This window comes from Bacillus sp. FSL R5-0654, assembly GCF_038008745.1.
Classification (GTDB): domain Bacteria; phylum Bacillota; class Bacilli; order Bacillales; family Bacillaceae; genus Bacillus; species Bacillus safensis.
Map to the genome: position 1 here is coordinate 230,583 of NZ_JBBOZV010000001.1, position 12,422 is coordinate 243,004.

General features: G+C 44.3%; 10 protein-coding genes. 5 read left to right on the top strand and 5 right to left on the bottom strand.

The genetic code is table 11. From position 1 onward, the window contains the following. Positions 1-30 precede the first annotated feature (30 nt). Complete coding sequence (locus NSS76_RS01320; RefSeq protein ID WP_024424410.1) at positions 31-231, bottom strand: hypothetical protein; 201 nt, start codon at positions 229-231, stop codon at positions 31-33. 185 nt (positions 232-416) lie between these two features. Here NSS76_RS01320 and licT point away from each other — a divergent pair, with 185 nt between their 5' ends. The 5 genes from licT (at position 417) to arr (ending at position 5,684) form a co-directional block, all read left to right on the top strand. Next, the gene (licT, locus tag NSS76_RS01325; RefSeq protein ID WP_024424409.1) at positions 417-1,253 is read left to right on the top strand and encodes a BglG family transcription antiterminator LicT; all 837 of its coding nucleotides are present in this window, start codon (positions 417-419) and stop codon (positions 1,251-1,253) included. A gap of 234 nt (positions 1,254-1,487) precedes the next feature. Then, on the top strand, positions 1,488-3,347 hold the full coding sequence (locus NSS76_RS01330) for a beta-glucoside-specific PTS transporter subunit IIABC (RefSeq protein ID WP_024424408.1): 1,860 nt from the start codon (positions 1,488-1,490) through the stop codon (positions 3,345-3,347). Positions 3,348-3,366: 19 nt separating this feature from the next. After that, positions 3,367-4,788, top strand: a complete 1,422-nt coding sequence (locus tag NSS76_RS01335; protein WP_125587561.1) for a glycoside hydrolase family 1 protein — start codon at positions 3,367-3,369, stop codon at positions 4,786-4,788. A 155-nt stretch (positions 4,789-4,943) separates the two neighbouring features. After that, complete coding sequence (locus NSS76_RS01340; protein ID WP_044333463.1) at positions 4,944-5,156, top strand: hypothetical protein; 213 nt, start codon at positions 4,944-4,946, stop codon at positions 5,154-5,156. A gap of 111 nt (positions 5,157-5,267) precedes the next feature. Continuing rightward, positions 5,268-5,684, top strand: a complete 417-nt coding sequence (gene arr, locus NSS76_RS01345) for an NAD(+)--rifampin ADP-ribosyltransferase (protein WP_044333465.1) — start codon at positions 5,268-5,270, stop codon at positions 5,682-5,684. Between the two features lie 57 nt (positions 5,685-5,741). Here arr and NSS76_RS01350 read toward each other — a convergent pair whose 3' ends face one another. Genes NSS76_RS01350 through NSS76_RS01365 form a run of 4 tightly spaced genes read right to left on the bottom strand, consistent with a single transcriptional unit; the run spans position 5,742 to position 12,409 of the window. Then, entirely contained in the window at positions 5,742-7,661 is a 1,920-nt protein-coding gene (locus tag NSS76_RS01350) for a BglG family transcription antiterminator (RefSeq protein ID WP_044333467.1), read from the bottom strand. Further along, positions 7,658-8,542, bottom strand: a complete 885-nt coding sequence (locus NSS76_RS01355) for an ROK family protein (RefSeq protein WP_341080155.1) — start codon at positions 8,540-8,542, stop codon at positions 7,658-7,660. Before NSS76_RS01355 ends, NSS76_RS01350 begins: the two co-directional genes overlap by 4 nt. Positions 8,543-8,598: 56 nt before the next feature. After that, positions 8,599-11,262 carry a mannosylglycerate hydrolase gene (mngB, locus tag NSS76_RS01360; RefSeq protein ID WP_341080157.1) on the bottom strand — a complete coding sequence of 888 codons (2,664 nt, stop codon included), beginning with the start codon at positions 11,260-11,262 and terminating at the stop codon, positions 8,599-8,601. Positions 11,263-11,290: 28 nt separating this feature from the next. After that, on the bottom strand, positions 11,291-12,409 hold the full coding sequence (locus NSS76_RS01365) for a PTS fructose transporter subunit IIC (RefSeq protein ID WP_213404967.1): 1,119 nt from the start codon (positions 12,407-12,409) through the stop codon (positions 11,291-11,293). Positions 12,410-12,422 lie beyond the last annotated feature (13 nt).

Genomic DNA, 12,422 nt, shown 5'->3' on the forward strand with positions numbered 1-12,422 from the left:
CGGCTGCCTGAACACTCGGGGCAGCCGTTTTTATTTGGATGAAAGGTGCATCACATGCCGTTTCAGCCAAGTGGTAACGCCGCGCAAAACGGCCGCTGTGACAAGTGAAATGAGCACATATCTCCAAAGCTGGCCTAAGCCTTGTCCACTCAGCCAGAACACGATGCCTAGGATGATGAGGGTGAACATGAGCAAGAATAAAAATGATGCAGACCAGAAAAAAGCTTTCACAGAAGGCCACCTCCTCAGGAGTATTGTATGCAGGCTGATGCACGATCAGACCAGCAATGAAGAGGTTGACTATTGATGAGAACTATTGCTAAAGTCAGATAAAAATATCAAGTGATTTGACAATTGTGTTAAGATGAGAGCATATTTTGAGTAAAGTTGTTGGTCATAGACGGAGGTGTTTGGAAATGCAGATTCAAAAGGTTCTAAACAATAATGTCATTAGTGTCATAGATGAACATGGAAAAGAAATCGTTGTCATGGGCAGAGGCATCGCTTTCCAGCGACGTCCCGGGGACCCGGTGGACGAATCGTTAATTGATAAAGTCTTCCGCCTAGAGGATCATTCCGTTCACGAGCGGATGAAAATGCTGCTTCAAGAGGTTCCGTATGATGTGGTCAAGGTGACCGAAGAAATGATCCAATATGCACATACAAAGCTGAACCGAAGATTAAACGAAAGTCTGCATGTATCGCTGGCAGACCATATTCATTACGCCATCGAACGGCTGAAGAAAAATCATCTGATTGAGAATTCGCTTATTTGGGAGATTAAACGCTTATACAAAGATGAATTTCTTGTGGCAAAGGACTGTCTTGAGATGATTGAAGAGCGTCTTCATATTGAACTGCCTGAGGATGAAGCGGGCTTTATTGCCATGCATATCATAAATGCAGAGCTCAATGAGGATATGAATACGACGGTCAATATCACAAAGGAAGTCAATGCCATTCTCACCATTGTGAAATATCATCTCAACATGGAATTTGATGAAGACTCGCTTAACTTTTACCGTTTTCTCACGCATTTGCGCTTTTTCGTCCAGCGTCTGATTAACGAAACATTGCTTGTCAGCGAAGATCAGGACTTATATCAGCTGATCAAAGTGAAATATCCGAAAGCATACGATTGCGCAAAGAAAATCGCTGAATATGTCTATCAAACCTATCACCGGGATCTCACATCAGAGGAGATGCTGTATCTATCAATTCACTTGAATCGACTGATCAAACGAGAAAAATAAAGATAGATTTTAAAAGAAAGCGTTGACATGAGAAAAGGTGAGTGGTACTATTTGCTCATAAACATAAAAGAATACGGTTTCACAATGATCGTCTTAGAGGATTGTGACTGTTCGGCAGGCAAAACCTAAACGTTCACTGAAAAAGCGCAACAGCAAGCTGCGACTATTTTTGGTGCCCGTTTAGGTTTTTATTTTGCCCAAAAACGTATTTTTTGAAAAAAAGGGGGTTTTTGCATGAGTTATCGTCAATTAGCAGAAGACATTATTAAACACATTGGTACAGAGAAAAACGTCCATTCATTGGTGCATTGCGCCACAAGGCTTCGTTTCACCTTAAATGACAGATCAAAAGCAGATAAAGCGGCCATTGAAAAATTAAATGGCGTCGTTACCGTTATGGAAAGCGGCGGCCAATTTCAAGTGGTCATTGGCAATACCGTACCAGAGGTATATCGAGAAATTGGAGAGTTTACGAATCTATTAGAGGATTCCACTGCTTCATCTGCAAAATCAGGTGAAGAGAGCACAAGCCTTTTCGGGAAATTCGTCGACATTGTATCGGGGATTTTCACACCACTTCTCGGTGTCATGGCGGGTGCAGGTATTTTAAAAGGTCTATTAGGCATCTGTATCAACGCGAAATGGTTATCTCCTGAAGATACATCGTATCAAATTTTATTTGCTGCGTCAGACAGCTTGTTCTACTTCTTGCCATTATTGCTCGCATTCACTTCTGCTAGGAAGTTTAAAGCGAATCCGTTTGTCGCTGTGACGATAGCAGGTGCACTGATTTACCCAACCATTCAAGAATTGTCAAAAGGCGGCGGAGATGTGACATTCTTCGGGATTCCAGTCGTCTTAATGTCTTATACATCTACGGTCATCCCAATCATTTTGGCAGTGTTTGTCATGGGATATATCGAACGTTTCTTTAACAAAGTTATTCATGAAAGTGTCAAAAACTTTATTACTCCACTGATTTTGCTTGTCACGGTTGTTCCGCTGACACTCATCGTATTCGGACCATTTGGTGTGTATGCAGGGAATGGCATTGCAGCTGTTTTGCTGAAAGTATTCTCCTTTAGTCCTACACTTGCAGGTGCTTTAATTGCGATGGCTTGGCAGATTCTTGTCATCTTCGGTATCCACTGGGGACTTGTGCCAGTGATTTTAAATAATATCGCAGTCCATGGGAAAGATCATATCAAGCCGGCCACTGCGCCAGCTGTATTTTCACAAGCCGGTGCTTCCATCGGTGTTATGCTGAAAACAAAGAATAAAAAACTGAAATCACTGGCTGGATCAACAGCAGTTTCTGCTGTGTTTGGGATCACAGAGCCAGCTGTATACGGGGTCACACTTCGTTTGAAAAAACCATTTATTGCAGCCGTTATCTCTGCTGGGGTCGGCGGTGCGATTATCGGTTATTCACAAAGTATTGCAATTGCGTCAGGCCTTCCAAGTTTACTGACACTGCCGATTTTCTACGGTCAAGGATTTACAGGGTTCATCATCGGTATCTCGGTCTCGTTTGTCCTTTCGATCATCTTAACTTATTTGATTGGATTTAAAGATCCAGTAGATGAAGATGAAACGCCGGCAGCCGCTTCTGCACCGGTAATTGAAAACGAACATGGGGTCAAAGCAGCTCATGTGAAAAGTCCTTTAAAGGGCGAGGTCATCAAGCTGGAGGAAGTGCAGGATAAAGCATTCTCATCTGGTGCATTAGGAAAGGGCGCAGCCATCATTCCATCAGAAGGAAAGCTGTTTGCACCAGTATCAGGAGTTGTGACAACGGTGTTCCCAACTGGACATGCGTATGGTCTAACCTCAGAAAGCGGAGCAGAGGTACTCATTCACATCGGATTGGATACCGTACAATTAGGCGGAAAGCATTTTACCCCGAAGGTTGTTCAGGGGCAAACTATCACAGAAGGCGAACTGCTTGCTGAGTTTGACATAGAAGCCATCCAAGCTTCAGGCCTGTCAGTCACAACACCCGTTATTATTACCAATTCAGGTGAGTTTAGCGATATCATTGAAACAGAAGAGAAACAAATCACACCAGGCCAATCATTTTTACATCTAGTTTAATCAAAAGGAGGAAGAAATCATGAGATATTCAACACTAGCATCATTTCCAAAAGACTTTTTCTGGGGCGGATCTACTTCCGCCTATCAGGTAGAGGGTGCGTGGAACGAGGATGGCAAGGGGCCTTCTGTCATTGACATGAGAGCAAGTTATCCTGAAGGGACAACGGATTTTAAAGTGGCAAGCGATCACTATCACCGTTATAAAGAGGATGTGAAGATGTTTGCGGAAATGGGCTTGAAGGCTTATCGCTTTTCCATTGCGTGGACACGGATCATTCCAGATGGAGATGGGGAGATCAATCAAAAGGGGATTGAATTCTATCATTCACTCATCGATGAATTGCGCCGCTATGGCATTGAACCAATCGTGACAATGTATCATTTTGATCTGCCTCATGCGCTTCAAGTAAAGGGCGGGTGGTCTAACCGCGGGACAGTGGATGCGTTTGAACGCTATGCAGAGGTGCTATTCAAGGAGTATGGTCAGAAGGTAAAATATTGGCTGACCATTAATGAACAAAACATGATGATCTTACATGGATCAGCGCTAGGTACACTTGATCCAAATTTAGAAAATCCGAAAAAAGAACTGTATCAGCAGAATCATCATATGCTTGTTGCACAGGCAAAAGCCATGACGCTTTGTCATCAAATGCTGCCTGAAGCGAAAATTGGACCAGCGCCAAACATTGCGCTCATTTATCCGGCTTCTCCAAAGCCTGAAGATGTGCTTGCTGCGGCGAATTACAATGCGATCCGCAACTGGCTTTATCTTGATATGGCGGTGTTCGGGCGTTATAACAACCTGGCTTGGGCGTACATGAAAGAAAAAGGCATTCTTCCTGTCATCGAAGAGGGAGATATGGATATTTTGAAAAGCGCGAAGCCAGACTTCATTGCCTTTAACTACTACACCTCACAAACGGTTGAAGCGAGTAAAGGAGATGGCAACGACGAATTTGCACGCGGCGGAGATCAGCATTTGAAATCAGGTGAAGATGGCGTCTACAAAGGCGGCAACAACCCATTCTTAAGCAAAAATGCGTTTGGCTGGGAGATTGACCCTGTCGGCTTCCGTTCAACGATGCGCGAGATTTATGACCGCTATCAGCTGCCGCTTATCATCACGGAAAACGGATTGGGTGCATTCGACAAGTTAGAAGAAGATGGATCAATTCAGGATGATTATCGAATTGATTATTTAGAAAAACATATCGAGCAAATCAAATGGGCAATCACAGACGGCGTTGAGGTATTCGGATACTGCCCGTGGTCAGCCATCGACTTAATCAGCACACACCAAGGATGCTCCAAGCGCTACGGGTTCATCTACGTCAATCGCGACGAATTTGACCTAAAAGACCTCAAAAGAATTCGCAAAAAAAGCTCTTATTGGTATGAAACCTTGATTCAGCAAAATGGAGACAACATCGGGAAATAACATATGAAAAAGCCAATCACCTTATGCGGGTGGCTGGCTTTTTTTTTGTTCATTTTATTGGAAAGATCATATTGTTCGAGTTGTTCTAACATGATAGTCTGATGATATATTGTAAAAATTGGATAAAAATCCATTATCAGAAAGGGGTTGTTTATATGATGACGATTTTTTTTATGTTCTTCACATTGTTTTTGATTTTTTATGGTTTGAATTATATAGGACAGAAATTAATTGCGAAGGAATATCCAATGAACCATGGATTGATTGTGACGCTGTCAGCCGTGGAAGGTATTCTTGTTTTCGTCATTGTTGGTGTGAATGCGAAATTTCCGTTTTTATTTACAGTACTTATGGCCGTTCACATCTAACTCTCTACTATCATTATACCCCGAATTTAATGAAATTTATAGACTGTTTCTCGCCCATATCTAGCCGTATACTGTTATACGCAAGTCAAAAACGATGAGGGGTGTGGCTGTATGAATGACAAGAAACAGGTGTTAGATCCCGGGCCATTTTTTCATGGGACAAAAGCGGAATTGAAGATTGGAGATCTGCTTGAACCGCTGCATTTATCCAATTATCAGGATAAAAAATCGAACCATATTTATTTCACCGGAACACTAAACGCGGCCAAATGGGGTGCTGAATTAGCTAGGTCTGATGCGAAAGAAAGAATTTATATTGTAGAACCGTTAGGCGAGTTTGAAAATGATCCAAATGTGACTGATAAAAGATTTCCCGGCAACCCAACACGTTCTTATCGATCGAAATCTCCGTTGAAAATAGTCGCAGAATTAGGTTCTTGGGAAAGACATTCCGATGAAGAAATCAATCATATGCTGAGCTCCTTAAAAAAATTAAGTGAAGAAGGAAAAAATGTCATCTACGATTAATGATATATATCTAAATAAAAAGGTCGCCTCATGAATTGGGCGGCCTTTTGTTTGATCTTATTGAAACAACGCATCCATCAGCTCATCAAACGTGTTGGCTTGCTTGAGGGCGCGAATGCGGTCTGGATTGTCTAGTAAATCGACGGCCTGTTCAAAGAATTGGTTCATGCAGGCAGCGTCATCCTTATGAATCGCTAATAAAAAGACAAGTGATACTTGGTCTCCCTGCCAGTCAATCGGCTGTATTAAGTGTGCGATGGCTACAGAGGAGGTGCCTTCATTTGTGATGAGCGGGTGCGGCATTGCAATGCCGCTGCCAAGATAGGTAGACGACATTTGCTCCCGCTCAAGCACCGAGGGCCGAAAAGAAGACGATACTAGCTGATGCGCCTCTAAATGGCTGCATAATATATCTAATACCTCATCCTTGCTGCTTAGATCAGCATTCATGAAAGTCAATCGCTCTTGAAAAAACGCCATCAGCTCTTTTGAGGGTGCCCCGTGTCCATTTAATAAATGAATGACTTCATTTACACGCTGTATATCATGATGTTCAAAAAAGGCGCTGACCTGAATGACTGGTTTCCCCTTTGATGTGAGAGGCACGGTTGTGATGATGACGTCACACGGCAAAGAGGAGCTCATGAGATAATCCTGATAGGAATAGAGCTCAACAATGTCAAGCTCGTGCTGAAAGGCTGACTTCAATTTAATTTCAAGCAGTCTGGCCGTCCCTAGTCCAGACCCGCACACGATAATCGCTTTCTTTTTTTGCGATGTGTCGAGCTGACTTCTTTCAAATGAAGCAGCGATATGCAGGGCAACATATGCCGCTTCATCTTCATTTGGCGTCCGCACCAGCTGTAAGGCATTCAGCCCGCTGACAGCCAAATCAAACGGGTAAGGATAGGACGTTTTGATCTCATGCAAAAGCGGATTTTGTAATGATACGCCATATTGGATGCGATTTAATAACGGCTTCATATGAAGCAACAAGTCTTGCTGCAGGATGCTGTCATCAGCAAAACGATGACCGCTTATTTTTTCAATGTGCTGTAGAAAGACTGTAACCGCCTGCTGAACTTCCACTGTCGTCTGATGCTGGGCGGCTTCTTTCCACGTTTGATTCGCCAATAGATGCATGACTAAGTAATCTGTTTCATCCTCTGATAAGGTCACACAAAAAGTGTCACTCACCTGCTGTATGATTTTTTGTGCAATTCTCATTAAAACGGGTGATCTTTGTGTACGGGCAGTACTAGCGGATATCCGCTGGTTTTTTCGTGTTTGCTGAATCGCAATGGCTAAGTGAATGACTAAATTTTTTAAGGCAATGTCTTTAATGAGCAATGACTCTTGATGCAGGTTCGTCAACACAATAGATCGAATGGTTTCAAGAGAAATGTCAGGAAAATGGAGCTGTTCCCGCTCGGTGATATGAGAGAGAGCAGGCTCTTCTTCAAGAAGTAAGTCTGCATAGCACGTTCTTTTTTGCAGCTCATCTCCTTCAATCTTTAAGCCAAATCCAGGCTTTGATACAAGGGTCATGCCGTAACGGGCTAACAGCTCTCGTCCTTTTTTTAAATCGCTGCTGACCGTCATGCGGCTGATAAACAGTTCTTCAGCCAGCTGGTCAATTTTTAAGTAATCTGATTGAAGCAGCAGCTTTCTCATCATAAATCGTACACGCTCTTCTGGCATGACGGGGACAAGAGAGCGGGCAGGAAGCTTTTGCTGATGAAGCCAAAGTAAGAAAGCATCTTGGTCACTCGTTAAAAGAGTATATCCCTTCCCGCGAATCGTTTTAATCATGGCCCCAGTTTCCTTTAAATACTCATTTGCTTCCTTGATTAAATTGCGGATAGAGCGGTCAGATAAGCGAAAAGAGGCAGTGAGCTCCTCCAGCTTCACGAACCCCTTCGTTTCAAATAGCCGCTGAATCAGCTGATAGGTTCGAGGATCTGCCGTCATCATCATTGCGCGGCTCCTTGCGCCTGTAAGGCATCAGTTCCAAGAGCGATGGTGCCCATTAAACCAGATAATCCATCAAAGGATGGTTTTGTGATAATTTCATGTAAAGGCTTTGGCAGCTGCAAATAGCCGTGAAGCCGTTTGTCTGTTTCATCAAGAATAAGCGGCAGCATAGCCGGCTGTTTCATTACTCCTCCACCTAGAATGATGCGTTCTGGTGAAAGGGTGAGCAGCAGGTTAGCAGTCATTTGCCCGAGATAGTAAGCATGAAGTGACCAGGCTGGATGATCCTCTGGCAGCATTTGTGCCAGTGTATGATAGCGTCCTTCTATGGCAGGTCCAGATGCCAGTCCCTCTAAACAGTCATGATGTATAGGGCAGCAGCCTCCGTAGGTGTCATGAGGATGCCGCTGAACGGTGATATGACCCATTTCTGGATGCAGCAATCCGTGAATCAGGCGATGTTCAATATAGGCACCGCCGCCTATTCCAGTCCCAACAGTAATATAGACCAAGGAGGCAGGCTTTTCTGCTTCAGTTGAAAAACGGGCTTCTCCGAGTGCTGCACAGTTCACATCGGTATCAAGCTTCATCGGGATCCCGAGGGCTTGTTTTAAGGTAGAGAGGAAAGGGAATTGGCGCCAGGCTGTTTTTGGTGTGTCTAAAATCGTCCCATAGCTTAGGCTTTGCTCTTTCACATCGACAGGCCCGAATGCCCCAATTCCAATGGCATCGACACGATGCTTTGTAAAGTAATCGATCACTTGCCGGCATGTTTCAACTGGATTCCCTGTTGCAAAGGAAGTCATGTGTTCAATCGTTCCGTCTGTTGTTCCGTAGCCGCAGACAAATTTCGTTCCGCCTGCTTCAATGCCTCCAATTCGCATGATCAATGCCCTCCATTAAAGAGGGGCGGAATCCAATGGATCCCGCCCCTACATGTTCATTTTTTCTTTACAATGTAGGTTTGTACCTGACAAGGTGTAAGCGGTTCAATGTGTAATGATCCATGTTGTGCTTTGAGTATATGTCCTTCAGGTGTTTCTCCTAAATTCGCTGTTTCTCCGTGTTGTAGAGATGAACTATTGATTGAAGCGGCTGTTTGACGCGTTAAATATGGATTGAAGAGACGAATGACAATGCCTGTTCCATGCTCTTCTTTTTTCAGAGCGCTTAGAATGGCTCCATCTGTCTCGATGTCAAGCAGGCTATAAGTAGATTGTAAGTCTTCTTTTTCATCTCGGAAAGAGAAAATTAAACGACCGTTTAAAAAGTCTGCCCGCTCGTAGCATTGAACAGGGGTGGTGTACCGTTTGGCAAGCTGTGCTAAGTGTCCCTCGCTGACTGCGTCCTTGCTATAGTGCATTCCAAATGAGAATGACAGTGCACCTTGCAGCTGAGCGTCAGGTGTATCAACAATTTTTTCCCCAGATGCGCGTCCTGGACGATAAAGAAGGTTTTCTTTCCCCATTTTTCCGAAGCAGCGGAAGAGTGTATATGCAATCGTTGTATAGCCTTCTCCTGTGATCTGATATTCTCTCACGCAGTCGGTCAACAGAGCGGCACCATATGCTTCATCACGAAGTGCGACAAATGATTGCATCGGTTCAATGGTGATCGGTTTTTCTTCCCAATGTTCATTGTTCCACCATTCTAGCTCTTGCGTCAGCTCTGTTGGGCGTTCGATTGTACCAAACTGTTGATCGCTCAGTGATACGTTTGATGCGATGCCTGTATCAAAAAGAACGCGCAGGCGATGATCTAACGCATGGTTGTCCACATCTACATGAAAACGGATGACAGCATCGTCTTTGTTTAATGCTATCTTCGCTGTGATCGGAAGTGAAGTCGCAGCCAATTGCTTAGAGCGCTCCTCTAGGTCGTAAGGGACAGTGAGCTGAAGCTTGATGGTCAGCTCTTGCTGCAGGCCGCTTTTAGCCACTGAGATGTCTGCTGATGAAAGATCCTTGGATGACACATACAAGTCCTCACGAGGGGGTGAATAGTTGTAGGAATCCCCATCATCTCCGTTGTCTTCAAAGATCATTTGCTCAGAGAATGTCCGGCCAGTTTGTTTATCTGTGATGTCCAGTGATCCGTTGTCATTTGCCGCAATGCGGTAATACATATTTTCAATCACGCGTCCTTCAGTTTGTTCCCATGCCGATTCGCTTGATTCATCGAAGACCATGCTGACCTGTGTATAACCAACTGACGGTAAGTCGAGGGCTTCGATCAGCAGCACAGCTTTCCATACTTGCTTTGGCATGTACACTTCTTTACTTGGGTTAAGAGAAATTTGCTGTGCCAGCACATAATCTGTGACATCGGTTTTGCTTTTCACTGTGTACTGAAGCGTTCTTCCATTAGCATCCTTTAACGTAAATGGACGTTCCGTGATAAAGGTTTCGACTTCAATGACTTCAGAACGCTTTGAAGGCAGGGTATTGAACAAGGTGAATGTGATTTCTTGCTCTGTTTGCAGTCGAATAGCGATGAGACGCATGTGTAAGTCCACAAGATTCTCGGCGATTTCCTTTGCCTGCTTGTAGCGGAAGAAGACATCTTGATTCGTCGTGTCACTATTACAGCCGCCAATGCTGTCATGTGCTGCATTTTCAAACATGAGGTACCAAATATCGCGAACCGTATCATGCGGATAGTCGTGTCCGAGAGAATAGCTGATCGTTAGGATGGGCTCCATCACATTCACGAGATAGTTTTCAATTTGATTGTTTAAGATTTTTAAATCCGCTCGTGTTGAAAAAATAGATTTATGAATCCGCATATGCTTCGCATGAATGAGCTCTCCGTGTAATGTCTCAAAAGATGTCCGCTCTTTTTTCACTGCTGCAATATAATCTTCTAAACTGCTGATTTCATAGTGATGCTCGTCAAGTTCATTGGCTTTTTCTAATAAGTCAGGCAGGTTTTTGCGAATCGGTGCTTGGTCAAAGCCATTCGGGAAATAGACATTCTTTGTGGTTGCCTTTGCTTGCAGTGCACCGATTTTTTCAGATAAAAAGGCTTGTAAGTCCTCATCCTTCTCAGGGATATTTCCACCGTAGTAGTAGCCGAATGGCAGATTCACAGCAAAGACTTCACTGCCGTCAGCACCGCGCCAATTGAATTCAGTATGGTTCGTCATATGGTCAGAAACGCCGCGCCAAAATGCTGTATCGACAATGCCGAATCCGCGATAAATTTGAGGCATTTGTGCGGATTGACCGAAGGAATCAGGGACATAGCCGACTTTCATCACGTTGCCGAACTGCTGACAGCGTTCAATCCCATATTGCAGGTTCCGCACAATCGATTCACCTGAAATGACGAGCTGGTCGGTTTGGGTATACCATGGGCCGATGATGAGACGTTTCGCTGTGACAAGCTTTTTGATTCGATTTTCATCCTCTGGCCGCCATTTCAGATAATCATCTAATAAGGAAGCCTGGGCATCGAGCATGAAGTAATGGAACCTTTCATCTGTTTCAAGGGTATCTAAGATGTCCATTACGCTTTTCATTAAGTAAATACGGGAGCGGGAGGTGGTGAAATACCATTCCCGGTCCCAGTGAGTATGTGGAATCACATGTACATTGACAGTCATTGATCAACGACACCTTTCTTCGTTCAAATTATCCTTCTAGCACAAGGTCAAAATCGTCTTCTTCTTTCTGCTTCTGATCATGTTCCGGCGTTTTTGGCTCTTTTTTCTCAGAGAAATTCACAAGCAGGTTGGCGCCAATACCGATGACGAGTGCGCCAGTTAGAGCTCCGATTAAATAAGCCCACCAGTTTCCGACTGAGAAGAAGCCGTATAGCCCGCCAATTGGCGGCATGATGTCATGAACTCCTAATAATGCAGCGACCCCGCTTCCAACAGCACATGCGACAACATTGAGCGGAATCAATTTCAAAGGATTGACGAGGGTAAAAGGGATCGCCCCTTCCGTAATACCGATAATGCCCATAACAAGGCCGCCTCGTCCTGCTTCTCTAAAGGTTGGGGAGAAGTTGCGTTTTCGAATCAATGTCGCAAGCCCGTATCCAAGCGGTGGAATGACAATCGCAATATTGACAAGAATGGCAGGGAGGTAGACGCCTGATAGGAAGAGCGCATTACCAGCCATCCACGCTGATTTATTCACCGGTCCGCCAAGATCGAAGCCAATCATCGCACCTAAAATGAGAGCGAGCGCGAGTGTGCTTGTTCCATCAGCGACCATGCCTTTAATCCATTCAATTAATGCCGTGTTCAAAGCGCCTAATGGTCCGCCTAGAAGAACTGACATAAGAAGTCCGGTTAAGCCAACGGTAATAAGCGGCAGGATGAGCAGAGGGACGAGCGCAGCTGCAGAGCCTTGAATTTGAATTTTTCTTTTCACAAAAAGAGCAACATATCCTGCGAAGAAGCCTGCAATGACGGCACCTATAAATCCGGCATTTGTTGAGCTGGCAAGGGCACCGCCGATAAAACCAGCCGCAAGACCTGATTTATCTGCAATGGAATAGGCGATAAATCCAGCGAGCAGGACGTTCATTAAGCCAATGCCTGTCCAGCCAACCTGCTCCATTAAATAAGCACCGTGCAGTATGCCGCCAGCATCCTTATAGGTGTTTAAATCTGAAACACCAAACCCTAACCCGACCAATTTTGCTAAACCAACGATAAGTGAAGCACCGATGATTACAGGAAGAATATAAGAAATACCGGTCATGAGATGGCCTTCAATGACTTTTAATTTTGCTTTCATTTTCTTTGCTCCT